The organism is Streptomyces sp. DSM 116793, from assembly GCF_057320905.1.
Window position 1 is genome coordinate 606,240 of the sequence record NZ_CM170494.1, and the last position, 24,819, is coordinate 631,058.

20 protein-coding genes and 2 pseudogenes are annotated in these 24,819 nt (G+C 74.6%); 9 read left to right on the top strand and 13 right to left on the bottom strand.

What is annotated here, in order from left to right; genetic code table 11:
* Positions 1-449 precede the first annotated feature (449 nt).
* The 5 genes and pseudogenes from ACSMXW_RS02620 to ACSMXW_RS02640 form a co-directional block, all read right to left on the bottom strand.
* Positions 450-1,286: pseudogene (locus ACSMXW_RS02620) on the bottom strand (SGNH/GDSL hydrolase family protein); the annotation flags it as partial.
* 218 nt (positions 1,287-1,504) lie between these two features.
* Positions 1,505-2,674: pseudogene (locus tag ACSMXW_RS02625) on the bottom strand (glycosyltransferase); the annotation flags it as partial.
* Complete coding sequence (locus tag ACSMXW_RS02630; RefSeq protein WP_485803707.1) at positions 2,671-3,795, bottom strand: glycosyltransferase family 4 protein; 1,125 nt, start codon at positions 3,793-3,795, stop codon at positions 2,671-2,673. The gene ACSMXW_RS02630 and the pseudogene ACSMXW_RS02625, both read right to left, overlap by 4 nt.
* A gap of 88 nt (positions 3,796-3,883) precedes the next feature.
* On the bottom strand, positions 3,884-5,302 hold the full coding sequence (locus ACSMXW_RS02635) for a HEAT repeat domain-containing protein (protein ID WP_485803708.1): 1,419 nt from the start codon (positions 5,300-5,302) through the stop codon (positions 3,884-3,886).
* 313 nt (positions 5,303-5,615) lie between these two features.
* Complete coding sequence (locus ACSMXW_RS02640) at positions 5,616-6,008, bottom strand: ankyrin repeat domain-containing protein (RefSeq protein ID WP_485803709.1); 393 nt, start codon at positions 6,006-6,008, stop codon at positions 5,616-5,618.
* A gap of 316 nt (positions 6,009-6,324) precedes the next feature.
* Here ACSMXW_RS02640 and ACSMXW_RS02645 point away from each other — a divergent pair, with 316 nt between their 5' ends.
* Complete coding sequence (locus tag ACSMXW_RS02645) at positions 6,325-6,519, top strand: hypothetical protein (RefSeq protein WP_485803710.1); 195 nt, start codon at positions 6,325-6,327, stop codon at positions 6,517-6,519.
* Positions 6,520-6,679: 160 nt separating this feature from the next.
* Positions 6,680-8,245 (top strand): P-loop NTPase family protein, encoded by a 1,566-nt coding sequence (locus ACSMXW_RS02650; RefSeq protein ID WP_485803711.1) that lies wholly within the window; start codon positions 6,680-6,682, stop codon positions 8,243-8,245.
* 92 nt (positions 8,246-8,337) lie between these two features.
* On the opposite strand, the gene ACSMXW_RS02655 is transcribed toward ACSMXW_RS02650, so the two are convergent.
* Positions 8,338-9,837 (bottom strand): SCO1417 family PLP biosynthesis transcription factor, encoded by a 1,500-nt coding sequence (locus ACSMXW_RS02655; protein WP_485803712.1) that lies wholly within the window; start codon positions 9,835-9,837, stop codon positions 8,338-8,340.
* A 365-nt stretch (positions 9,838-10,202) separates the two neighbouring features.
* Between ACSMXW_RS02655 and yczE the strand changes: the two genes are divergently transcribed.
* From yczE to ACSMXW_RS02675, 4 genes are all read left to right on the top strand, one after another.
* Positions 10,203-10,835 (top strand): membrane protein YczE, encoded by a 633-nt coding sequence (gene yczE / locus ACSMXW_RS02660; RefSeq protein ID WP_485807741.1) that lies wholly within the window; start codon positions 10,203-10,205, stop codon positions 10,833-10,835.
* Positions 10,832-11,599 (top strand): glycerophosphodiester phosphodiesterase family protein, encoded by a 768-nt coding sequence (locus tag ACSMXW_RS02665; protein WP_485803713.1) that lies wholly within the window; start codon positions 10,832-10,834, stop codon positions 11,597-11,599. The genes yczE and ACSMXW_RS02665 overlap by 4 nt, the downstream gene beginning before the upstream one ends.
* 157 nt (positions 11,600-11,756) lie before the next feature.
* Positions 11,757-13,175 (top strand): MFS transporter, encoded by a 1,419-nt coding sequence (locus ACSMXW_RS02670; RefSeq protein ID WP_485803714.1) that lies wholly within the window; start codon positions 11,757-11,759, stop codon positions 13,173-13,175.
* Between the two features lie 265 nt (positions 13,176-13,440).
* The gene (locus ACSMXW_RS02675) at positions 13,441-13,815 is read left to right on the top strand and encodes an RNA polymerase-binding protein RbpA (RefSeq protein ID WP_003977404.1); all 375 of its coding nucleotides are present in this window, start codon (positions 13,441-13,443) and stop codon (positions 13,813-13,815) included.
* A 240-nt stretch (positions 13,816-14,055) separates the two neighbouring features.
* Here ACSMXW_RS02675 and fxsA read toward each other — a convergent pair whose 3' ends face one another.
* From fxsA to ACSMXW_RS02695, 4 genes are all read right to left on the bottom strand, one after another.
* Positions 14,056-14,649 (bottom strand): FxsA family membrane protein, encoded by a 594-nt coding sequence (gene fxsA, locus ACSMXW_RS02680; RefSeq protein WP_485803724.1) that lies wholly within the window; start codon positions 14,647-14,649, stop codon positions 14,056-14,058.
* 115 nt (positions 14,650-14,764) lie between these two features.
* Positions 14,765-15,556, bottom strand: a complete 792-nt coding sequence (locus ACSMXW_RS02685) for a polyprenol monophosphomannose synthase (RefSeq protein WP_485803726.1) — start codon at positions 15,554-15,556, stop codon at positions 14,765-14,767.
* A 374-nt stretch (positions 15,557-15,930) separates the two neighbouring features.
* Entirely contained in the window at positions 15,931-17,547 is a 1,617-nt protein-coding gene (locus tag ACSMXW_RS02690; protein WP_485803727.1) for an amidohydrolase, read from the bottom strand.
* 53 nt (positions 17,548-17,600) lie between these two features.
* On the bottom strand, positions 17,601-18,041 hold the full coding sequence (locus ACSMXW_RS02695; RefSeq protein ID WP_485803728.1) for an Lrp/AsnC family transcriptional regulator: 441 nt from the start codon (positions 18,039-18,041) through the stop codon (positions 17,601-17,603).
* Positions 18,042-18,269: 228 nt separating this feature from the next.
* Between ACSMXW_RS02695 and ACSMXW_RS02700 the strand changes: the two genes are divergently transcribed.
* Positions 18,270-18,695, top strand: a complete 426-nt coding sequence (locus tag ACSMXW_RS02700) for a hypothetical protein (RefSeq protein WP_485803730.1) — start codon at positions 18,270-18,272, stop codon at positions 18,693-18,695.
* Positions 18,696-19,014: 319 nt separating this feature from the next.
* On the opposite strand, the gene ACSMXW_RS02705 is transcribed toward ACSMXW_RS02700, so the two are convergent.
* On the bottom strand, positions 19,015-20,244 hold the full coding sequence (locus ACSMXW_RS02705) for an acyl-CoA dehydrogenase family protein (RefSeq protein WP_485803731.1): 1,230 nt from the start codon (positions 20,242-20,244) through the stop codon (positions 19,015-19,017).
* A 391-nt stretch (positions 20,245-20,635) separates the two neighbouring features.
* On the opposite strand from ACSMXW_RS02705, the gene ACSMXW_RS02710 reads away from it, so the two are divergent.
* Positions 20,636-21,895: a glycoside hydrolase family 18 protein gene (locus tag ACSMXW_RS02710; RefSeq protein WP_485803733.1), complete on the top strand. Its 1,260-nt coding sequence runs from the start codon at positions 20,636-20,638 to the stop codon at positions 21,893-21,895.
* A gap of 152 nt (positions 21,896-22,047) precedes the next feature.
* Positions 22,048-23,541: a M1 family metallopeptidase gene (locus tag ACSMXW_RS02715; RefSeq protein ID WP_485803735.1), complete on the top strand. Its 1,494-nt coding sequence runs from the start codon at positions 22,048-22,050 to the stop codon at positions 23,539-23,541.
* Positions 23,542-23,565: 24 nt separating this feature from the next.
* On the opposite strand, the gene ACSMXW_RS02720 is transcribed toward ACSMXW_RS02715, so the two are convergent.
* Together ACSMXW_RS02720 and ACSMXW_RS02725 are read right to left on the bottom strand one after the other, a co-directional pair.
* Entirely contained in the window at positions 23,566-23,775 is a 210-nt protein-coding gene (locus ACSMXW_RS02720; RefSeq protein WP_485803737.1) for a hypothetical protein, read from the bottom strand.
* Positions 23,776-23,794: 19 nt separating this feature from the next.
* On the bottom strand, positions 23,795-24,376 hold the full coding sequence (locus ACSMXW_RS02725; RefSeq protein WP_485807743.1) for a glycoside hydrolase family 38 C-terminal domain-containing protein: 582 nt from the start codon (positions 24,374-24,376) through the stop codon (positions 23,795-23,797).
* Positions 24,377-24,819: the final 443 nt, after the last annotated feature.

The following is a 24,819-nucleotide window of genomic DNA, read 5'->3' on the forward strand; positions in this document are numbered from 1 at the left end:
AGCGGCACGACTCCGCCGGTCACGGCCGTGCCCGGCACAGCCCCGCCGGGCACATCCCCACTCCGCACATCCCCACCCGGCGCACCCCCGCCCGGCACAGCCGAGTGCCGCGACACGACGCGGGACCCTCCGGCGGTAGGTGGTCCGACGCGGTCCGGTGCAGAGCAGCCCGGCACGCAGCGGGCCGGCACGCGGCAGACCGGAACAGAAGCGACCGGGTCACAGGAAACCGGCTCCCAGGAAACCGGCCTGGAGGAGACCGGAACACAACAAGCCGGCACGGATAGTACCGAGACGGAGGAAACCTGCACGGAGGGCACCGGGACAGAGGAAACCTGCACGGAGGAGACCGGGACAGAGGAAACCTGCACGGAGGAGACCGGGACAGAGGAAACCTGCACGGAGGAGACCGGGACAGAGGGGACCGGAGCAGCTCGCGGCGACGCGGCCCGCTCCTGTGCCGTCACCGCCGCCAGCGCCGCGGCCACCGCCCGGGACGCGTGCGCGTCCAGCCGGGCGCTGGTGCCGCGCACCCGGTGCCGTACCTCGTGCGCGGCCAGGGCGAGCAACTGCGGCAGCAGGTCCGTGGACCTGCGCAGCACCCAGGCGGTGCCCGCGGTGGCCAGCCACCGCGCCTTCGCCGCCCAGGTGGGCGGCGGCAGCTCGGGCTCGGCCGGCGGTGCCGGTCCGGCCGCGATGCCCGCCTCCGCCAGCATCCGGTGCACCCGGACGGCCAGCATGCGGTGCCCGCGCTCGCCGGGGTGCAGCCGGTCCGCGCTCCACATCGCCCGGTCGGTGACCCACTCCCCCTCCGCCAGATGCAGGTGGAACGCGGCGTGGCGCTCCGTCAGGGCGTGCACCACCGCGTTGACCGACCGCTGCCGCCGGGCGAGCGGCCGGGCCAGCAGCCGCGGTAGCCCGAGCACGGCCCCCGGGTCGGGCAGGCATGCGGTGACGAGGGCGGCGCCCTGGGCCGCGAACGCCGCGTAGACCCGGCTCAGCCCGGCGGCCACCACGTCGATGTCGTACGTGCGGCGCAGGGTGTCGTTGACCCCGACGATCACGGAGACCAGGTCGGGTCGCAGGGCCAGCGCGCGCGGTGTCTGGCGCTCCAGCACGTCCAGGGTCCGTGCGCCGCTGACCGCGAGGTTGTGGAACTCGACGGCGCCCGCAGGGCCGAGACCCCCGGCGAGCAGGGCGGCCCAGCCGCGCCACCCGTCGCCCACCGGGTCGCCGACCCCCTCGGTGAGGGAGTCGCCGAGCGCCACGAACCGTATGGCCCTCATCCCCCACCACCCCCGGCACCGGATCCGTCCCAGGCACCCGCACCGCCCCCGGCACCGGGTCCACCCCGCACACCCGCCCCGTCCCACGCGGCCCCGGACGGCCGCTCGGGGCCGTAGGATCGCGCTCCGCCCGCGGGCCGTCCCCCGCCCGCGGCCCGCGCCGTGCCCACGGACCGTACGGCGAGCCCGGCCGGCGCCGGCAGAGCCGCCGGGCCCGCGGCGACGGGCCCGGCGGACCGCACCCGCGGCACCGCGCCGTGTGCGCGCAGGAAGCCCGCCACGGCGATGTCCCAGCCGAAGCACTCCGCACGCGCGCGTGCCGCCTGCCGGCGGTCGGACTCGGGCCGGTCGAGCATGGCGAGGACGGCGTCCGCGAAGGCCGCGCCGTTGTCCCTGGCCGCCGCACCCGCCGTACCGACGATCCCCGGCAGCGCCGAGGACGCGCTGGCCACCACCGGCGTGCCGCACGCCAGCGCCTCCAGGGCGGCGAGGCCGAAGGTCTCCGCGGGGCCCGGGGCCAGGCAGACGTCCGCGGAGGCCTGGAGCGCGCCCAGGAGTGCACGGTCGTCGACGTGGCCGAGGAACGTCACGGGCAGCCTCCGCTGTCCGGCGCGCTGCTCCAGGCGCGGTCGCAGCGGCCCGTCCCCGGCGACGACGAGACGGGCCCGTATGCCGCGGCCGCGCAGCGCCGCGAGCGCGTCCAGCGCGGTGCCGGGCCGCTTCTCGACGGACAGCCGGGAGCAGAGCACCAGCAGCACCTCGTCGTCGCGTGCATGGGCACGACGCAGCTCCGGGTCGGCGAGCCGCGGGTGCCGTTCGCGCAGGTCGACGCCGAGCGGCGCCCGTACGACATTGCGCGCCCCGATCCGGGCGAACTCGCGCTCGGCCCACTCGGTGGTGCACACCACCTTGCCGTACGCCCAAGCGGTGCGGGAGTTGAGCGTGTCCGCGACCCGCCGGGCCACGGGCTCCGGCACGCCCCAGGTGCGCAGCACGCCGTCGGCGGTCTCGTGGGAGACCATCACGGCGGGGATACGCGCACGGCGCGCCCACTCGCCCGTCCAGCGCAGGGTGGTGCGGTCGGACACCTCCAGGCGGTCGGGGGCGAGCCGCTCCAGGACGCGGGTGAGGCGGCGGCGGTCGACGAGCACGCGGTAGCCGCCGGTGCCGGGCAGTACCGGGCCCGGCAGGGTGATGACGGTGCCCTGTCCGGTCTCCCGGCGCTCGATGCGCTCTCCGGGGATGATCAGCACCGGGTCGTGCCCGGCCGCACGGTATCCGGCGCCCAGTTCGCGCAGTGCCGTGCGCAGCCCGCCGGACGCAGGGGCCACGAAGTTGGCGAGCCGTACGATGCGCAGGGCCGGCCCGGTCCCGGACGGGTCGCTCATGCCGCCACCGCCGAACGGGCCTGGAGCACCTCGGCGTAGTGTCCGAGGAGCCGGTCGCCGACGGCCTGCCAGGTGCGGCCCTCGACCGCGGCCCGGCCCGCCGCCCCGTACCGGGCGCGCAGGCCGGCGTCGGCGGCCAGGGTCCGCACGGCGTCCCGGACGGCGTCCTTGTCGCCCGGCGGCACCAGCAGTCCGGTCCGCCCGTGGCCCACCAGGTCGAGCGGCCCGCCGGCGGCGGGGGCCACGACGGGCAGGCGGCTCGCCATGGCCTCCTGCACGGTCTGGCAGAAGGTTTCATAGGGTCCGGTGTGCACGAAGACGTCCAGCGAGGCGAAGATCCGGGCCAGGTCGGCGCCGGTGCGGCGGCCGAGGAAGACGGCGCCGGGCAGTTGCCTGCGCAGCGCGTCCTCGCTGGGCCCGTCGCCCACCACGACCACCCGGACGCCCTCCAGGGAGCAGGCCCCGGCGAGCAGTTCGACCTGCTTCTCGGGCGCCAGGCGGCCGACGTACCCGACGATGACCTCGCCACCGGGGGCGAGGTCGCGGCGCAGGGCGGAGTCACGGTGGGCAGGCTGGAAACGCTCGGTGTCCACGCCGCGCGGCCACAGCCGCACCCGGGGCACCCCGTGCGTCTGAAGGTCGCGCAGGGCCGCGGTGGACGGCGCCAGGGTGCGGTCGGCCGCCGAGTGCACCCCGCGCAGCCGCCGCCACGCCGCGGACTCCCCGCCGCCCATGTACGTGCGGGCGTAGCCGGCGAGGTCGGTCTGGTAGACGGCGACGGCGGGGATGCCCAGCCGTCCCGCCGCGGCCATGCCGCGCACGCCCAGCACGAAGGGGCTCGCCAGGTGGACGATGTCGGCGCGGTGCGCGGTCAGCGCGGCGGCCACCCTGCGGCTCGGCAGGGCCACCCTGACCTGGGCGTAGCCGGGCAGGGGGAGGGAGGGGACGCGCACCACGGGGCAGGGCGCCGCGGCGTCGGCGTCGGGTCCGGCCGCGGTGGCCGGGGCGACGACGAGGGGCTCATGACCGCGGGCGGCGAGGTGGCGGGCAGTCTGCAGGGCGCAGTGGGCCACACCGTTGACGTCTGGGGGGAAGGATTCGCTGACGATGACGACACGCATACTCGTGTTGTCGTCGTGCCGGACGTGGCCACGTCAACGAGGATCTTTCGTGACGAGGAACGTCCCATGAGCGTTGGGCCGGTTTCGGTCATACGGAGGGGATGTCCGGGCCGATCCGGCTGCGCACCGCGGTCTGCACGTCCGCCTCCTCCGCGGGATCGGCCGCGAGCCTTCTGAGCTGGTCCACCACGCGTGCGTCACCCGTCTCGGCGTGCCGCGCGGCGACCTCGCGGGTGGACTCCTCACAGTCCCAGAGGCATTCGACGGCGAAACCTGCGGGAAACGAGGGGTCGGTGGCGGCGAGGGCGCGGGCGGTGCGGCCGCGCAGCTGGGACGAGGCGGTCTCGCGGTACACATGGCGCAGCACGGGCGCGGCGCACACGATGCCGAGCCGCCCCGTGCCGTCGACGAGGGGGCCGAGGGACGGTGCGTCGGGCCCCTCGCCGCGCACCGTCTCGCGCAGCGCCCCGAGCACCAGGTCGGTATCGCGGGTGGTGCCGCGGCAGGCGAGCACCCGGCCGGCGGCCGCGCCGAGCGGATCGGGCCGCTGGGCCCAACGGCGGGCACTCTCCACGGCGGCGTCGGTGCGCATGCGCTCGAACGCGGCCACGGCCGCCGACACCACGGTGGCCGAGGGGGCCGCGACGGCGGCCTCGATCAGGTCGAGCACCTGGGGGTCCTGGGCGTCGGCGAGATAGCGCAGGGCCGTGCAGCGGGCGCCGTCCGGGCCGCTGCGGGCGGCCTCGACGATCCGCGGGCGGTCCTCGGGCGCGGCGACGGCGGTCAGGCAGCGGGCGGCGGGGGCGTGCAGCGGGGTGCCGCGTTGCAGACCCTGGTCGGCCCAGTCGAGGACGGCCTGGACGCTCCACTCAGGCCGGGGGCCCTGCGGCCGCATCTGGCGCTGCCAGCGGTCGAAGGAGCCCCTCTCCTGTGCGGCGCGGACCCGGGCGGCGAGCGCTTCACGGGGGTCCTCGGCCCACAGCCGCCAGGGGCGTGGCTCGAAGGCGTCCCGCACGGCGCCGGCCAGCTCGGCATCGCCCTGGGCGTCGGCCGGGAAGCGGGCCAGCACCGGCGCGGCGAGCGTCCTGAGGCCCGCGTCGTCGTCGCGCAGGGCCAGTTCGTCCAGGGCCCAGGCCCAGTTGCTGCCCGATGCGGCGTAGCGGCGGAGCAGGACCAGGGCGTCACGCCTGCCGTACGAGGCGAGGTGGCCGAGGACGGACAGCGCGAGACCGGTGCGTGACTCGTCCGTGTCCAGCAGGTCCTCGGGGTCGAAGAGGTGCTGCTCGATCTCCTCCAGGCCGCCGTGCAGGTCGAGGTAGAGGCGGGCGTAGTACAGCGAGCGGTTCTCCACCTGCCAGTCGCGGCGGGGGTCGCTGCGGACGCACTGGTTCAGGGCCGTGAGCGCTTCGGCCCGGGGGGCGGTGAGCGCGTGCAGGGTGCCGTCGCCGCGGCCGCGCTGCAGCAGGCCGAGCAGCGTACCGCTGGGCGCTATGACCGGTTCGAACATGGGAAACAGCCTCACATCAAGCGTCGACGCAACCGGGATCGTGCACTACCTGGCAGCGCGACACCACGTGGGGGCGGTCGTCGTCCGAAGCCTGCTGTAGACCATCTTTTCTCTGCCTCTCGTCGGTGGGCCCCGCGGGGGGGGCCGCTCACGGGCCGCGCGGTGCGGCAACACCTGCCCAGCCGCCGCGTCCGTGAATCACGACGTCATGATGGCGCAGGGGTTTGGTGCACCGCGACCACATTTCTCCCGGCCTGCCACCGCAGGTCCGCCGGTCGGCCGCCGGCGCACGCCCCGGCGGCCGGGCCGTGGCTCAGCCGTCGCCGAACAGCCCGAGCAGGTCCGTCTTGCCGAACATCCGGGCCGTGTCGCGCGCCGAGGGGGTGCCTGCGGAGGGGTCGGCGCCGGCGTCCAGCAGGACCCTGATCACGGCGTCCTCGCCCTTGAAGACGGCGCCTGCCAGCGGGGTCTGGCCGCGGTCGTTGGCCTGGTCGGGGGTGGCACCGCGGTCCAGCAGGGCCCGAACCGTGCCGGCGTGGCCGTGGTAGGCGGCGAGCATGACGAGCGAGTCGCCGCGGTCGTTGGTGAGGTTCGCGGGGACGCCCGCGTCGACGTAGGCGGCGAGCGCTTCGGTCTCACCCTGGCGGGCCAGATCGAAGATCTTGGTGGCGAGCTCCACGACCTCGGGGTCCGGGGCTTCACTCATGTGCGGAACGCCTTTCGATCATGTGCGGAACGCCTTTCCATGGGCGGCTGCGGCAGTGCGGCGGGACACCCGTTCGACGGCGCGCCGTCCGGGTGATTCGCCAGGGTACTGCCCGTGGCGGCGTGGAGCCGGGCGCCGCCCGAGCGAGGATCACCCCATGCCGTCCGCCGGTACGGGCCGTGCGTCCGGCGATGGCCCAACACGCCGCACACTGAAGAGAGGTGAGGCCTTTTCACTCATTTGCACCTTTTGTCGTACGGATACAAGCTGTGAGCCTGGAAGCACCCACGGTGCGTGTCCTCGACAGGAGAAATCCATGATCCTCAGCATCTCCGGCGCGTTGCTGCTCGGCATCATCGTCTTCCTCTTCTTCCGCAAGGACGGGCTGAAGCCCTCTCACGCGCTGGTCTGTTCCCTCTTCGGCTTCTATCTGGCGGGCACCGCCATCGCCCCGAGCATCCACGCCGGAGGCGCGAGCCTCGCCGGTCTGATCAGCGGCATCAAGTTCTGACGCGCGCGACGCTCCTCCCCTGACGCGCGCCACGCTCCCCGGCATCGCTCCGGTGTCCGTGCGGCGCCCCTCCCGCTGTCCGTGCGGCGCCCCTCCCGGTGTCCGCCGCATCCGCCCCGACGTCCGTGCGACCCGACACTTCCCCCCTCAGGAGACCGACGTGGCCCGGTGCCCCCTCCCCCGTGTCCTCCGCAGCGGGAGCGGCACGCTCGTCGCGGGCCGGGCGCGGGCGCGTACGGCGGTCCTGGAAGCCACCGGCCTCCTGCACCCCCTGCTCACCGTCGCGCGGGGCCTGCGCCGGCTGGCCGCCGCCGGCCGGCGCGGCTGGGCCGGGACCCCCAAGGGCCGGCGCGGACCCGTGCTGTTCCTGGCGGGCTCCGCCGTGCTGATCGTGGCGCTCGTGCCCTTCGGCCCGCCGCTCGCCCTCGCCGCCCTCACCGTGGCGGCGCTCTGGCACGGCCGCGGCGGGCCCCGCGTCGCGGGTCCGGAGCCGGACGACGACGCCGCGGGCCTACGCCTGTCCGCCCTCTACGAAGCGCTCGTGCCGTACTTCTCGCGCCCCGGGGACCCGGACCCGCTGTATGCGCACGGTGGCACGTGGCAGAGCGCGTTCCCGTACCACGAGTTCGACGCGGACGGCCGCCTGTGCCGTCTGGTGCTGCGCTACCCGGCGTCCTTCACGGACGGCGAGGCGGACGCACGCGCGCGCGTGGAGCGTCTTGTGCCGGCCAAGTCGGGCCGTGACCGCGAGTACCACTTCTGGTGGGACGAGGAGGCCAACGAGCTGACGGTCACCGTCCTGCCGCCGCTGCCCACCGGTGTCACGGCCCAGCGCTTCGGCACGGCGCCCGGCGAGACGGTGCTCGGCTGCACCGACCCCACCGGCGTCCCGTTGACCCTTCCGGTGCTGGACGACCCCGCGGGGTGCGACCCGCCGCCCCTGGTGTGGCACACGGGTCCGGGCGGCGCACAGCCGCACCTGCTGGCCGTGGGCGGCCCGGGCAGCGGCACCACGACGCTGCTGCGCTGGCTCGCCCTGCAGGCGCTCGGGGACGGCGACGTGCTGATCGTCGACGGCGGCGGCACGGGCGGGTACGCCTGTCTCACGGGCCGGGCCGGAGTGCTGGCGGTGGAGTGCGGGCTCACCGGCGCGCCGGCGGGGCTGGAGTGGGTGGGGCACGAGACCCTGCGCCGGCTGGTCGCCCTGACCGCCGCGCGGCAGGCGGGCCAACCGCCACCGGCGGACGTCCGGCGCCCGCTCTGGGTGCTGCTGGACCGTCCCGCGCTGCTGTCCGAGCTCGCCGCCGCGGACGGCCGCCCGGATCCGCAGTCGCTGCTCCGGGTGGCCCTGCGGCACGGCAGCACCGCGCGGGTGACGGTCGTCGTCGCCGAGCGTGCGGACGCCCTGGACACGCTCGACCCGTCGGTGTGGCAGCACGCACACGCGCGTGTGGTGCTCGGGGCGGTACCGGCCGAGGTGATCGCGTACGTGCTCGGCGCGCCGCCGCACACCACTCCCGTCCCGTACGTACCGCCCGGCCGCGGCTACGCACGCCTGGGTCCGGGCCCCGTGGTGCGGTTGCAGGTCCCGGCGACCCCGGACCCGTACGACGACGCGGCCGCCGCGGCCCACCGGCGGGCCGTGCTCGACCTGCTCCCCGGACCCGTTCCCCCGGCGCGGCCCGGCGCCCCGCCGGCCCCGGTGCCGGCGCCCGCCGGCCCCTGACCGTTCCGCGCCGGAACGGAGACGCCACACCACGGAAGGCGCGAAGCGTCCCGCCGGGCGTGCGAGGCGTCCCGCCGCACGGGGCCGGGTCGTCACGCCACGAACGTCCTCGGCGACTCGGCTCCCCCGCTGGCCCCCTCGGCGACCAGGCGGGCGGCGGACGCGAGCCGCACGGCGGCCTCCTCGGCGACCGCGCCGCTCACGGTGAACGGCAGCCGGACGAACCCCTCGAACGCGCCGTCGACCCCGAACCGGGGCCCGGACGCGACGCGCACCCCGACCCGCTCCCCCACCTCGGCGAGCCGCGACCCGGACACGCCGCCGGTGCGCACCCACAGGGTGAGCCCCCCGGAGGGCACCGCGAAGTCCCAGTCGGGCAGCTCGCGGCGGAGGGCGGCGACGAGCGCGTCCCGGTTCTCCCGGGCCTGGGTGCGCCGGGTGCCCAGGGCCTCCTGCCAGCCTCCCGTGCTGAGCAGCCAGTTCACCGCGAGCTGCTCCAGCACCGGGGTGCCCAGGTCCGCATAGGCGCGGGCGGCCACCAGGCTGCGGATGACGTCGGGGGCGGCGCGCACCCAGCCGATGCGCATCCCCGCCCAGAACGCCTTGCTCACCGAACCCACGGTGATGACCGTGGCGCCGGCCGGGTCGAAGCCGCAGACCGGGCGCGGCATGGTGACGCCCGGGTCGAGCCAGAGTTCGTTCATGGTCTCGTCGACGACCAGCACGGTGCCCGCGGAGCGCGCGGCGTCGACCATGCGGCGGCGCTGGTCCTCGTCGGCCAGGGCGCCGGTGGGGTTGTGGAAGTCGGCCACCACATAGGCGAGCCGCGGGGCCGCGTCCCGCAACACCTGCCGCCACCGCTCCAGATCCCATCCGGCCAGCCCCTCGGCCATGGCGACCGGCACGAGCCGGGCACCCGCCTCGCGCATCAGCTGGAGGATGTTGGCGTAGCTCGGCGACTCCACGGCGATGCGCTCGCCACGCCCCGCGAAGAGGTGGCAGATCGCGTCCATCGCCCCCATGGCGCCGGTGGTCACCATGATCTGCTCCGGCATCGTGGGCACGCCCCGGGCTGTGTACCGCTCCGCCAGCAGCTCGCGGAGCGCGGGCAGTCCGGCGGGGTAGTCGCCATGGGTGTGCGCGTACGGCGGCAGCTCCTCCAGGGCGCCCCGCACGGCGCGGGTGAGCCAGGGCTCGGGGGCGGGCAACGAGGCACGGCCGAGGTCGATCATGGAGCCCAGCGCCTCCGGCGGCAGCGGCTCCAGACCGCGCGCCGGCAGCGGGTTGCCCGCCGGCACCGCGGTCCAGCTCCCGGCGCCCCTGCGGGACTCCAGGAAGCCCTCGGTGCGCAGTTCCTCGTAGGCGGCGGCGACGGTGGTGCGGCTGACCGAGAGCGCGAGGGCCAGCTCGCGCTCGGCCGGCAGTCGCGCGGCGACCGGGACCCGGCCCTCCAGGACGAGCAGCCGGATGCCGTCGGCGAGCGCGCGGTACGCCGGAGGCCGCCGGGCGCCCGGCCCCGCGGGCCTGTGCTGCTGGGAGCGGAGCAGCCGGGCCAGCTGCGGCGACCCCACGGCTGAAGTCCACTGCGCCATGGAGATCAGTCCACCTTCCTCGAATTGGCCATGGATGGCTCCACTTTCCACGCCACAGAGTGACACGCATCAGTCCATCATTGCCACAGGGGAGACCAGCCGTGCCCGATCCGACCGCCCCGTCCAGCTCGTCCGCACCTGTGCGGCAGCCGCCTCCGGCGCGGAGACGGGGTGCCTCCGCCGCCTTGCGGGCCCGCTTCCGGACGCGGCCGGGGGACGGCACGGGTCGACGGGAGTCAGGGGGATCACAGGCCTCGCAGGACTCGCGGCACGCTGGGGACCCACAGCACGCTGAAGGCTCACACGATGCTGAAGGCTCAGGGCGCACCCGGAGCTCACGGGGCAAGCGCACGGCCGCACGCCTCATCCGGCGCCTCGTCCGGCTCTACACGGGTCTCACCCTCTACGGCATGAGCTCGGGCCTGCTGGTGGCGGCCGGCCTCGGCCTCGAACCGTGGAACGTGCTGCACCAGGGCATCGCCGAGCGCACGGGCCTGTCGATGGGGGAGGTCACCACCCTGGTGGGCGCCCTGATCCTGCTGCTGTGGATCCCGCTCCGGCAGCGCCCCGGGATCGGCACGGTCTCCAACGTCCTGGTGATCGGCCTCGCGATGGACGCCACGCTCCACGTGGTGCCGCCACCGCACGCGCTGGCCGTCCGCGTTCCGCTGATGGCCGGGGCGATCGTGCTGAACGGCCTGGCGACCGGCCTGTACATCGCCGCGGCCTTCGGCCCCGGACCGCGCGACGGGCTGATGACCGGCCTGCACCGGCGCACCGGCCGCTCGATCCGGCTGGTGCGCACGGCCCTCGAGGTCACCGTGGTGGCCACGGGCTTCGTGCTCGGTGGAAGTGTGGGCGCCGGCACGCTGCTCTACGCCCTGTCGATCGGTCCGCTCACGCAGTTCTTCCTGCGGGCCTTCGCCGTACGCCCGGCATCCGCCGGCAGCACGGTCGTCGCCAAGGGGTCACCGGGGGACGCCATACTGCGGCGGTGACCACGCAGACCCGCCACCCCTATCTGGACCACCCCGGCCCCCTCGCCTTCGCCCACCGCGGCGGCGCCGCGGACGGCCTGGAGAACACCATGGCCGCGTTCCACCGCGCGGTCGACGCCGGCTACCGCTACATCGAGACCGACGTGCACGCCACCGCGGACGGCACTCTGGTCGCCTTCCACGACGCCACGCTCGACCGGCTGACGGACGGCGCGGGACGCATCGCGGACCTGCCGTGGCGCGAGGTCGGCCGGGCGAGGGTGGCGGGCAGCGAGCCGGTACCGCTCTTCGAGGAACTGCTGGAGACGTTCCCCGAGGTGCGCTGGAACGTGGACGTGAAGGCGGAGCCCGCGCTGCTTCCGCTGCTGGAGATCATCGAGCGCGCCAAGGCGTGGGACCGGGTGTGCGTGGGCTCCTTCTCCGAGGCACGCGTCGCCCGCGCCCAGCGCCTCGCCGGGTCCCGGCTCGCCACCTCCCTGGGCACCCGGGGCGTGCTCGGCCTGCGGCTGCGCTCGTACGGACTTCCGACGGGCCCCCGAAGATCGGCCGTGTGCGCCCAGGTGCCGGTGGAGCAGTCCGGGGTGCGGGTGGTCGACCGCCGTTTCGTGCGCAGCGCCCACGCCCGCGGCCTCCAGGTGCACGTGTGGACGGTCGACGAGCCGGACGAGATGCACCGGCTCCTGGACCTGGGCGTTGATGGCATCATGACCGATCACATCAAGACATTGCGTGCGGTCCTCGAGGAACGGGGCAGCTGGGTCTGACGGCCGGCCCGCGAGCGGGGCGGCACGCGCGCGTGGGCACTGCTCGCAGGCCGGGTGGCACGCGCGCGTGCGGCACGATCGCACGTGTCGCACGCGAGAGCCCGCCGCGGCCCCCTGTGTCGGGGCACGGTCCGGGGCGGAGGGAAGGCGAGGGCGCGTGACCGGCGACACCGTGGGCACCAGGGGCGGGTCGGGCGGCGGGAGCGCGCCCGAGGGGGACGCCCGGGACGACGCCGCCCCGCCGGCCGACGCCGCGGCCCGGCGGCGCGAGCAGCGCGGCTGGTACTTCTACGACTGGGCGTGCTCGGTCTACTCCACCAGCGTGCTGACCGTGTTCCTCGGGCCCTACCTGACGGACGTGGCCAAGACCGCGGCCGACGCGCACGGGTATGTGCACCCGCTGGGGCTGGCCGTGCGGGCGGGCTCGTTCTTCCCCTACTGCGTGTCCGCCTCCGTCGTCCTGGCGGTCCTGGTGATGCCGCTCGCCGGCTCGGCCGCCGACCGCACCGGCCGCAAGAAGCCCCTCCTGGGGGCCGCCGCCTACCTGGGCGCGGGGGCCACCACCGGGATGTTCTTCCTGGCCGGCGACCGCTACCTCCTCGGCGGGCTGCTGCTGATCGTCGCCAATGCGTCGATCGCCGTCTCCATGGCGCTGTACAACTCCTATCTGCCCCGGATAGCGCTGCCCGAGGAGCGCGACGCGGTCTCGTCCCGGGGCTGGGCCTTCGGCTACGCGTCCGGTGCTCTCGTGCTGCTGGTGGACCTGGGGCTCTTCACGGCCCACGACGGCTTCGGCGTCTCCGAGGGGACGGCGGTGCGGATCTGCCTGGCCACCGCGGGCATCTGGTGGGGTGCCTTCGCCGTGATCCCGCTGCGCAGGCTGCGCGACGCCCGCCGGGACACGGCGGGCGCGGTGGCGGCCGGCAGCGGCGCCGGACAGGGCTGGCGGCAACTGGCGGCGACCGTCCGGGACATGCGCCGCCGCCCGCTCACCTTCGCCTTCCTGGTCGCGTACCTCGTCTACAGCGACGGCATCCAGACGGTCATCTCGCAGGCGTCCGTCTACGGGTCCGAGGAACTGGGCCTGAGCCAGTCCACCCTGATCACGGCGGTGCTGCTGGTGCAGGTGCTCGCGGTCGGCGGGGCGCTCGGGATGGGGCGGCTCGCGCGCGTGCACGGGGCCCGGCGCACCATCCTGGGCTCGCTGGTGGCCTGGACGGCGACACTGGCGGCCGGGTACTTCCTGCCCGCGGGCGCGCCCGGCTGGTTCTTCGTGCTGGCGGTCGCCATCGGCCTGGTGCTGGGCGGCACCCAGGCCCTCTCCCGCTCGCTCTTCTCGCACCTGGTGCCGCGCGGCAAGGAGGCCGAGTACTTCTCCGCCTATGAGATGAGCGACCGCGGCCTGGCATGGGTGGGCCCGCTGCTGTTCGGCCTGACGTACCAGCTCACCGGCAGCTACCGGAGCGCGATCCTGTCGCTGATCGTCTTCTTCGTGCTGGGATTCGCCCTGCTCGCCCGGATACCTGTGCGGCGTGCGATCCGGGCTGCGGGCAATCCGGTGCCGGAACGGATTTAGCACCCGAGGGCAAAGGCCGGTAGTGTACGCGTTTGGCCTGCTGGGCGGACCGTTACTGCGCGTCAAGGAAGAGGAAACGCTGGGTGACATCTCCTGTCAGATGTGACAAACCGGGCGACGGCGGGTACGGAATTGTTGGCAAGGCTGCGGCTACGACGGCGACGCATGACCCCGAACGGGAATCTTTACCGCCGACCGGACGTTGACCGGATGACGACGACAGCGACACCTGTCCTGTGGGCATCAAGCCCGGGAGGCACGATTCATGAGTGAGCGAGCTCTTCGCGGCACGCGTCTCGTGGTGACCAGCTACGAGACCGACCGCGGTATCGACCTGGCGCCGCGCCAGGCCGTGGAGTACGCATGCGAGAAGGGGCACCGCTTCGAGATGCCCTTCTCCGTCGAGGCGGAGATTCCGCCGGAGTGGGAGTGCAAGGTCTGCGGGGCCCAGGCGCTCCTGGTGGACGGCGACGGCCCCGAGGAGAAGAAGGCGAAGCCCGCGCGGACGCACTGGGACATGCTGATGGAGCGGCGCACCCGCGAGGAGCTCGAGGAGGTCCTTGAGGAGCGCCTGGCGGTGCTGCGGTCCGGCGCGATGAACATCGCCGTTCATCCGCGGGACAGCCGCAAGTCCGCCTGAGAGACCCCTCCGGGGGCGGAGCACGTGCACGGCCGCGGGCCGTGACCTCAAGGTCACGGCCCGCGGCCGTGTCCGTCCTCGGCGCCGGCCACTGCCGGCTCACCGCACGGATCGCCCAGGGGTCACCTCCGGGTCACCGCCGGTGCGGACCGGAGCCCTCCGCACGCCCCACCGGGGCGGCGCCCTTCGGCGCGCCGCGCGACCGGCTCCGGATCAGCCGCCCGGTGGTCGGCCGGGCGCTCAGCCGCCGGTGAGCGGCGGGCGCGGCCCCGAGTCGGGATGGCGGTCGCCCCGGCCGGGGCGCTCGTCGTCGCGGATGACCTCGCCCTGGACGACCTTGCCGTCCTGCTGGTGCATCCGGGCCTGCTGGAAAGCCTCGCCCCAGGTGCCAGGCACGGCCGAGCGCAGCCTGCGCTCCACCATCCGCTCCGTGATCCGGCGGACGGCCCCGCGTACCGGTGGGATCAGCAGCAGCAGTCCGAGGACGTCGGAGAGCGGGCCGGGAATGATCAGCAGCAGACCGGCGAGCATCAGCAGGCCGTTGCCCTCGCCGTGCTGCTCGTCCTCCGGCGCGGCACCCCGGGTCTGCGCCTGGATGGTGCGGTTGAGATGACGGAAGGCGCGCCGGCCGGCCCGCTTGACCACCGCACCACCGGCCACCACGCCGGCGACCAGCAGCAGGAAGATGGTGAAACCGCCCGCCGCGCCGGCGATCAGGGTCAGCAGCCAGATCTCCAGCACCACCCACAGGGCCACGCCGAGCGGCACGAGGGCCCGGGCACGCGAGCGCCGGGGCCGGACCTGGTGGATCGGGGGCGGTGCGCCAGTCGTCATGCTTCCAGTGTGCCTGGCCAGGGACCCGTCCGGCACGGATACCCCGCCTCTTCCCGCCGGGCTCCGCAGCGCACGTCCGGGACGGGCCCGGGGCACGGTCGGGCCCCGGGGCCGTTCACTCCCCGGGGCGGCCGAGCAGCTTGCCGAACCGCTCCGTCACGCCCCACGAGGTGACCCGCCAGAGCGCCTCCACGAAGATGTCCCGGCTCATCTTGGAGTCCCCGTACACCCGCTCCACGAAGGTGATCGGCACCTCCACGACCTGGTAACCGGCCCTGACCGCGCGGCGGGCCAGGTCGACCTGGAAGCAGTAGCCCTGCGAGGCGACCTGGCCGAGGCCGAGCCCTTCGAGGGTCTCGCGCCTGAAGGCCCGGAACCCGCCGGTGATGTCCTTGAGCGGCATGTCGAGCAGGACCCGCGAATACGTGCTGCCGCCGCGGGAGATCAGCTCCCGGTACTTGGGCCAGTTGACGACGCGTCCGCCCGGCACCCATCGGGAACCCAGCACGAGGTCGGCGTTGCCCAGCGCGGTCAGCAGCCGGGGCAGCTCCTCCGGCTGGTGGGAGCCGTCGGCGTCCATCTCGATGAGCACGCCGTAGTCCCGCTCGAGCCCCCACCGGAAGCCGGCCAGATAGGCGGCTCCCAGGCCCTCCTTGCCGGTGCGGTGCAGTACGTGCACATGTTCGTCCACGGCGGCGAGTTCGTCGGCCAGCTTGCCGGTGCCGTCGGGGCTGTTGTCGTCGGCGACGAGGACGTGCGCGTCGGGCACGCTCTCCCGCACCCGGCCCACGATGGACTTGATGTTCTCGGCCTCGTTGTAGGTCGGGATGATCACCAGGGCCGTCCCCAGCGGGCCGAACCGGCTCCCACGGCCGGGCACCGCGGACACCCCATCGCCGTCGTTCACTAACTGCCCCTATCTGTCGTGACAGGGGACCACCTTAATGGCCAGGGCCTGTGGCGCCGTGCCGGCACAGACCGTTTGCCGCCGATCAGGTCGTATCCGGCGGAGGGGCCCGGCGCCCTCCGGGCCGGCCGGGGACGCGCCGGCTGTGTGCCGGCCGAGAGCCGGTGTCCACTCGACGCCCCGGGCCCGTCCGGGCCGCACCGTCCGCCTCGCTCGCGGGCGAGGCAGACAGGGGGCTCTTTGCCGGCGGCAGGCTCCCGCGACCGAACTCGCCGTCCGGAGAGAACCGCAGGTCAACGGTAAAAGTGAGGACATCGCCACACCGCTTTGGACCCGCCGGCGCGGTGCGTCGCGCCGGCGTCACTCGGCCGGCATCACTCGGCCGGCCGCACGTGGACCGTCCGCCCGCCGACCACCGTGCGCAGACAGACCGGGAGTTCGCGGCCGGGGGCGAGGTCGGGCAGCCCCGCGACCCCGGAGCGTGGGTCGGTGGACCAGCGCGCCACGCGGTCGTCAGGCGCCCGCACCACCAGCTCGCCGGTGCGCCACACCGCGTAGTCCGCCGGCGCGCCCGGCACCAGCGCTCCCCCGTCGTCCTGGCCGGCGGCCCGCCGTCCGCCCCGGGTGTGCGCCGTGAACGCGGCCCGCACGGAGATCCGGTGCTCCGGGGTGCGATGGTACGCGGCGGCGCGCATCGCCGCCCACGGCCCGAGCGGGGTCACGGGGCTGTCGGAGCCCAGCGCGAGGGGCACCCCGGCCCGCAGCAGGGCCGCGAACGGGTTGAGGGTGCGGGCCCGTTCGGGGCCGAGGCGCCGCGCGTACATGCCGTCCTCGCCGCCCCACAGCTCGTCGAAGACCGGCTGCACGGACGCGGTGAGGCCGAGCTCGGCGAAGCCGGCGACCGTTTCGGGGGTGAGCATCTCGGCGTGCTCGACCCGGTGCCGCCCGGTGCGCACCCGCGCGAGGCCGACACGTTCGGCGGCGGCCCGCGTGCCCTCGACGACGGCGGCCACGGCGGCGTCGCCGATGGCGTGGAAGCCGGCCTGGAGCCCGGCCTCCGTGCAGGCGGCGACATGGGCGGCGATGTCGTCGGCGTCCAGGTAGGCGGCGCCGGTGTGGGCGGCATCGGCGTACGACGCGTGCAGGCAGGCGGTATGGGAGCCGAGGGCGCCGTCCACGAACAGGTCGCCGGCCGCGCCGAGCGCACCGAGTTCGCGCACCAGGGCGGCGTCCTTCTCCCCGGTCACCGGCGCCGCCCAGTATCCGAGCACGCGCGGGCCCGGTTCGGCGGCCGCCAGGGCGAGCAGCCCGGTGAAGTCGTCCTCGCTGGAGATCTCGGGACCGCCGCACTCGTGGAGGACCCCGATGCCCAGCGACGCGGCGTGCCGCAGGGCGGCGCGCTGGGCGTCGGTGCGCTGCCGCGGGGTGACGGCGGCGTGGGCGGCGGCGCGCACGGCGTGGTGGGCGTCGCGGGTGAGCGGCCCCTCGGGCTGGTAGCCGGCGTGGCCGGCGATGCCCGGCACCAGGTCGAGCAGCGCCGTGGTCACCGCGGCCGAGTGCACGTCGATGCGGGAGAGGTACAGCGGCCGGCCGCCGGTGGCCCGGTCGAGCTCCTCGCGGGTGGGCGGCCGGCCGCCGGGCCAGCGGGCCGCGTCCCAGCCGTGCCCGAGGAGCACCCGGTCGCCGGGCCGGGCCGCGGCGTACGCGCGGATCCGGACGAGGGCCTCGTCGAGCGAGCCTGCCGTGCTGAGGTCGAGCCCGGTGAGCGCGAGGCCGGTGGCCGTGGTGTGCACATGGGCGTCCGTGAACGCCGGGGTGACCAGGGCGCCGTCGAGGTCCACGGTCTCGTCCACGCCGTCGGCGAGGCCGTCGGCGGCCGCTTCCGAGCCCACCCAGGCCACCCGGTCGCCCTCGGTGAGCATGGCGGTGGCGTACGGGTCCGCCGGAGTGTGGACGGTGCCGCGGCGCAGCAGCGTGGTGCGGTGAGTCATGGCACCAGTGTCCCCGCCCGGGCGGCCCGTCCGGCCGCGGGACACTCCCTCGGCTACAGGCGCGGTGGGCGGGCCTCGTAGGGGGTGGACAGGACGACGGTCGTACGGGTCGAGACACCGGCGAGGGAGCGCACCCGGGCCAGCAGGTCCTCCAGCTCGTACGGGGTGGCGACGCGCACCTTGAGGATGTAGTTCTCGTCGCCGGCGACGCTGTGGCAGGCCTCGATCTCGGGGACCTCGGCGAGCCGCTCGGCGATGTCGTCGGGGGCGCTGGGGTCGAAGGGCTTCACGGAGATGAACGCCGTCATCGGCAGCCCGACGGCCTCCGGGTCGACGACGGCCGTGTAGCCGCGGATGACACCGCGCTGCTCCAGCCGACGCACCCGCTGGTGCACGGCCGACGTCGACAGACCGGTGGCCTTGCCCAGGTCCGTATAACTCATCCGCCCGTCCTCGACGAGCAGTCGCACGATCCGCCGATCCAGCTCCTCCATGGCGCAAGAACCTACAGGGCGGCCGTTCCCCACGGGTACTCGTGAGGGGGCCGCGGGGACGCCGCGCGGAGCCGGACGCCAGACACCTCGGGGTTCATGTGATGAAAACCACAATGTTCCGGCCGCGTGGGTCGGCATGCCGCGATTACCCGCCGGGCGGGACGGGAAATGCTTGCTGTGGTCGAGGCCGCAGCGGCTGGTCGGCCCACCCGAGGGGGATACATATCCATGCAGAGTCTGAAACGCCCCGGTCGTGCTGCCCGCACGAGGCAGCAGCCGGTCACCGAGCCCGCGCCGGAGGGTGTCGAACCCGACGCCGAGTTCGACCCCGACGACACCTTCGAGACCTACCGGGTGATCTGCCCGGACTGCGCCCAGTCCATCGCGCTCCTGGCGGACGAGGACGTCCTGCCCGAGCATGCGCTGTGTCCCTCGCCCTGGGACCCGTTCGGCCTCCAGGTCTGCGCGGGCACGGGCCGACCGGCGGCGGACGCCTGGTCTCCCGACACCTCGCCGGAGGCCCAGGAGCAGGAGGCGGCCCTGCTGATGACGCTCCCTCAGGGCCTCGACTGGCGCACACAGCCGTTCTCGCACGTGGGCGGCCCTGCTTCCCGTCCGATGCAGACCCCGCGGATGCGGCGCCCCGCGGCCTGAGCCGTACGGCGTACGGGACGAGAGCCACGCGGCCGCCGTGCGGCGTGAACTGACGGATGATCTCGCCTGGCGGTGACCCCGCGTGCGGTGGCCGCGTCGGCCGGGTATGACCGTCCCGACCCGGCCGGCGGCCGGTCGCCGCCGCCTTCTGGTACCCGTCTCGGCGGAATCGGTCCCCGGGTGGCCCGCCCGCCGCGGCCGGACCCGCCGATTCACCGTGCCCTGCTGCGCACCTGGGCGGAGCGCGGCAGGACGCCGCCGGGACGCCACGACCCCGAGTGGGTCGGGCTCGCGGCGCCCCCGGTCGCGTCCGGCAGGCTCAGCCGGCTTCAGGACCGAGCAGGTGACGGGCGATGACCACGCGCTGGATCTGGTTGGTGCCCTCCACGATCTGCAGCATCTTGGCCTCGCGCAGATACCGCTCCGCGGGGAAGTCGGCGGTGTAGCCGTACCCGCCGAGCACCTGGACGGCGTCCGTGGTGACCCGCATGGCGGTGTCCGTGCAGAGCAGCTTGGCCATGGCGGCCTGCCGGGAGAAGGACTTGCCGGCGTCGCGCAGCCGTGCCGCGGAGAGGTAGAGGGCGCGGCCCGCCTCGATGGCGGTCGCCATGTCGGCGAGCAGGAACCGCAGCCCCTGGAAGTCCGCGATCGGCCGGCCGAACTGCCGCCGGTCCAGGGCGTATGCCATGGCCTCGTCCAGCGCGGCCTGGGCGAGGCCGACCGCACAGGCGGCGATGCCGAGCCGCCCGGAGTCCAGCGCGGAGAGCGCGATGGCGAACCCCTGGCCCTCGTCGCCGATGCGGCGCGCGTCCGGCACCCGTACCCCGTCCAGGTGAACCTGTGCGGTGGGCGAGCCCTTCATGCCCATCTTCCGCTCCGGCGCCGCGGCGCTCAGCCCCGGTGCGTCGCCCGGCACCAGGAAGGCCGTGATGCCGTGCGCGCCCTCGCCGGAGGTGCGGGCCAGGACCGTGTAGAAGTCCGCGATGCCGCCGTGGGTGATCCAGGCCTTGGTGCCGTTCAGCACCCAGACGTCGCCGTCGCGCACCGCGCTGGTCCTGAGTGACGCGGCGTCCGAGCCGGAGCCCGGCTCGGACAGGCAGTAGGCGCCGAGGAGTCCACCGCCGAGCATGGCGGGCAGGTGCTCCGCGCGCTGCTCCTTGCTGCCGAAGGCGGCCAGCGCATGGCAGGAGAGAGTGTGCACGCTGACGCCGAGGCCGACGGTCAGGCGGGCGGCGGCGAGCTCCTCGACCATCTGGAGATAGACCTCGTACGGCTGGCCGCCGCCCTCGTACTCCGTGTCGTAGGGCAGGCCGAGCAGGCCCGACGCCGAGAGCAGGGCGAACAGGTCGCGGGGGAAGTGCCCGGCGTCCTCCTCCTCGGCGGCGACCGGTGCGATCTCACGGCGGACCACGTCGCGCACGAGCGCGAGCAGTTCGCGGGACTCCTCGGTGGGCAGGTCGCGGTCCACGGGGCCCGGGGCGTGGCCCGGCCCCCTCCCGCCGCTGCCGTCGACCGGCGCGCTACGCGCGTCCCCCGTTGCCTCTGTCATGGCGGAGCTCTCCTCCCTGTCGGGCGCTGCGGCGACGGCACGCACCGGGTGTGGCGGCGTCGCCGGGTCCGGGGCATGCCCGGGAACGTGCTGCCCCGCTGCCGGCGCGGGCCGCCCGGGTCGCGGACGGAGCTGATCAGCGGCGGTGGCGGGTTGAGTATGCCCGATCCGAGGCGGACCGTCACCGGCGTATCGGGGGACGGGAATGTGCCGGTCCGCCGGTCAGGGGCGCGCCATCGCGCCGCCCGGAATGGTTGGTACGAACCATTGACGCAATGGTCTAGTCCTCTCTACTGTGCGGGGAGCGCCCTCATATGGTCGGCCGGGCGCTCAGAGGTTCACGGCACGGCACGTCAACGACGTTCGCTCCCCTCCCCCACGAGGAGAACCGATGCTCAGACCGCTCAGATCACGTCTTCTCAGAGCCCTGCGCCCGGGCGCACGCCTGCGCGCCCTGGTGTCCGCGGCGTGTTGCGCCGCACTCGGCGCCGGGCTGCTCGCCGGCGCCGGCAGCGCCAGCGCGCAGCCGGACGCCGGGAGCGAGGTCGCCGCCGGCTCCCGGGTCGTCGGCTACTTCACCGAATGGGGCGTCTACGACCGCAACTACCACGTCAAGAACATCGAGACCTCCGGCTCCGCCGCGAAGCTCACGCACATCAACTACGCCTTCGGCAACGTCCAGGGCGGCAAGTGCACGATGGGCGACTCCTACGCCGACATCGACAAGGCGTACACCGCGGACCAGTCCGTCGACGGGGTCGCCGACACCTGGGACCAGCCGCTGCGCGGCAGCTTCAACCAGCTCCGCAAGCTCAAGAAGCTGCACCCCGACCTGAAGGTCCTGTGGTCCTTCGGCGGCTGGACCTGGTCCGGCGGCTTCGCCCAGGCCGCGCAGAACCCGGCCGCGTTCGCCCAGTCGTGCTACGACCTGGTGGAGGACTCCCGCTGGGCCGACGTCTTCGATGGCATCGACATCGACTGGGAGTACCCGAACGCCTGCGGCCTGACCTGCGACACCAGCGGCCCGGCCGCCTACCGGAACCTGATGGCCGCGCTGCGCGCCAGGTTCGGCGGCGAGCTGGTCACCTCGGCGATCGCGGCCGACGCCGCCGGCGGCGGCAAGCTGGACGCGGCGGACTACGCGGGCGCCGCGCAGTACGTCGACTGGTACAACCCGATGACGTACGACTACTTCGGCGCCTGGGACGCGCAGGGCCCCACCGCCCCGCACTCGCCGCTGACGTCCTACAGCGGCATCCCGAACGCCGCGTTCAACACCGACGCCACGATCAAGAAGCTCAGGAGCCTCGGCGTGCCGGCCGACAAGCTGCTGCTCGGCATCGGCTTCTACGGGCGCGGCTGGACCGGCGTCACCCAGGACGCCCCGGGCGGCAAGGCCACCGGCCCCGCGCAGGGCACCTACGAGCAGGGCATCGACGACTACAAGGTGCTCAAGACCAAGTGCCCGGCCACCGGCACCGTCGCCGGCACCGCCTACGCGCACTGCGGCAGCGACTGGTGGAGCTACGACACCCCGGCGACCATCGCCGGGAAGATGGCGTACAAGGACCAGCAGGGCCTCGGCGGCACCTTCCTCTGGGAGCTCAGCGGCGACACGCCGAACGGCGAGCTGATCAAGGCGATCACCTGAGCGGACGGCAGTGGGCGGGGGCCTCACGGGCTCCCGCCCTTCCGCGTCCCTGCCGGTGTACAACGCCCCACGGGCCCCGTGTGTCTGACCGGGCGACGCCTGCTCCCCCACCAGGCGGCCGACAGAGAGCATCCGCCGACCGAAGGGCCCCGATGAGCACCCACCGCACCGCCCGCCGCCGCAGATCAGCCCTTCTCGCCCTGGCCGCCGTGATCACCGCCGCGGCCGCCCTCACCGGAGGCGTCTCCCAGGCCGCGTCACCGCCGGCGCTGTCCGCACCGCCCTCGCCGGGCGCCCCGGGGCTCGGCGACCCGATCTTCCCGCTGGACGGCAACGGCGGCTACACCGTCCGCCACTACACCCTGGACTTCGACTGGCAGGCCCCGAGGACGCCGTTCGAGGCGACCACCACGATCCGGGCCACCGCCACCCAGGCGCTCTCCCGCTTCGACCTGGACTTCGCGGGCAACACCCTGCACACGGTCACCGTGAACGGCCGCGCCGCAGCGTTCGCGCGGGACGGCGACGAACTGGTGATCACACCCGCCGCGCCGATAGCCGACGGTGCGGCCTTCACGGTCGTGGTCGCCTACACCGCGGACCCCACCCAGACCCGGCACCGCGACGACGCCATCTCGGACTACGGCTGGATCCCCACGCCCGACGGCACGATCCTGTACCCGCAGCCGAACGGCGCCAAGCTGATCTTCCCCGCGGACGACCACCCCAGCCTGCGGGCGCCGTTCACGTTCCACATCACCACCCCGCCGGACCTCAGGGCCGTGGCCAACGGCCGGCCGGCGGGGCACACCACGGGCGCCGACGGCCGGGTCAGGTGGACCTACGAGTCCGAGCAGCCCGTCACCCCGCAGTACGTCCAGCTGGGCATCGGCAGGTTCACCTTCGTGGACCGGACGGGCCCGCACGGCCTGCCCGTCCGCGACGTGGTGCCGGACGCGCTGGCCGCGCCGACCGAGCAGTACCTGAAGCTGACCCCGGACCACCTCGGCTGGCTGGAGCAGCGGCTCGGGCCCTACCCTTTCGACCGCTACGGCATCCTGGTCGGCGACACCGACCTCGGCGTGGCCCTGGAGACGCAGGGCCTCTCGCTGATCCCCAGGGCCGACCTGCTGGGCACCAGGGTCGACGCCGAGACCAACATGGTCCACGAGCTGACCCACCAGTGGCTCGGCGACAGCGTGGCCCTGAAGACCTGGTCCGACCTCTGGCTGAGCGAAGGCCACGCGCGCTACTACGAGCGGCTCTACTCCGAGGCGCACGGCGGGGACAGCTTCGAGGCGGCCATGAAGGAGGCGTACCGCCAGCACGACCAGTGGCGGCACGACGTGGGCGCGCCCGCCGGGCCCACCGGGCCGGGCCTCTTCAAGAAGATGCGCTACGACGGCTCGGCGCTGGTGCTGTACGCCCTCGGGGAGAAGGTCGGCGACGCCACGTTCCAGCGGATCGAGCGGACCTGGTTCGCGCGCTACCATGGCCGGGCGGCGAGCACGCAGGACTACGTCGACCTGGCGTCCGAGGTGGCCGGCCGGGACCTGTCCGGCTTCCTGCGCCCGTGGCTGTACGGCGCCACGACCCCGCCGATGCCGGGTCACCCCGACTGGGTGGTGGATCCGGTCGTGGCCTGAGGCACGGGGCCGCCGCCGTACCGCTCACGCGCCCGGCTCCCCCGCCCCGGGGGCGCCGAGGCCCGCGAGCTGGGCCGTTCCGCTGCGCGGCGAGGTCAGCACCGGGACGTCCAGGGCGCCGGGCGGCAGGGTGCGGACCGCGGCGGCCACGGAGGTCTGCGCGAGCACCAGCACGTCGTTCCCCGCGGCCAGTCGCCGGGCCTCCGCGGCGATCAGCTCGTCATGCCGCTCCACGTCCCCGGCGCGGCGCGCCTCATGGACGCCGGGACAGGTGGAGACCGTGAGGGTGACGTCGGTGCCGAGTCCGGCGGCCTGCCCGCGGATCAGGTCGGAAGTCCTGACGGCCCTGGTCGAGGTGGTCGTAGACGCCGTCCGGGTCGAGTCGGTGGGGCTCGTGCCAGGCGGAGACGGGGCTGCGCAGCGCGGTGAGCCCGATCTCGCCGCCGGTCACGTCGTGGCCGTACTTGCCGTCGTTGGCGACGGTCAGCCCGGCTTGGCGCCCGTCGGGGAGGGTGCCGGTCACGTCCACCCAGGCCTGTGCGGGCTCCTCGGTGCCGTCGGGGGTGCGTTCCAGGTGGCCGTAGGGGATCTCGTGGGTGGCGGTGGTGTCGGTGAGCGCGGTCGGGAAGCGGAACTTGAGGAGTTTCAGCTGCTCGTGCCAGTCGACGGTGGTGCGCACTTCCACCTGCCGGGAGCCGGCGGACAGCACCAGCTCCTCGACCAGCGTGGAGCGCCCGTAGGCACTCTCGATGCGCAGGGCGGCCCGCACGGGGGCCCCGCTCGGTGATCCGTACGCGGCGGCAGTCGAAGACCCCGGCGACGCGGTCGTAGGCACGGATGCGGTGGCCCCACGTGTCGGAGGGATCGTCGATGACGACGGCGTGCGGTCCCGGCCGGCCGGGCAGCAGCTCGGTGCCGGTGTCCTTGTCGTGCAGCGACCCGAGCCAGCCGGTCTCGGGGTCGACGGTGATCCTCAGGTGGGCGTTCTCCAGAGTGGTGCCGGTGGCGGTGACGGCGCCGGTGTCCGCCGCGGGGGGCTCGCCGGGGAGCAGGTGGTAGACGCGGTGCCCCAGCGGCGGTACCGACGCGCGGAAGATGATCCTGCCGCGGTTGCCGTTCAGCGCGGCCTCGGAGCGGATCTGCTGCACCGGCACGGCGGTGCCCTCGTCGTCGGTGAGCCGGACCGCGGTCGCCCGGGCGAACTCCGCCTCGACGTCCGTGTGCAGCTCCCACGGATGCGGGTTGAAGACGACCAGCGGCACCGTCCCGTCGCGCTGC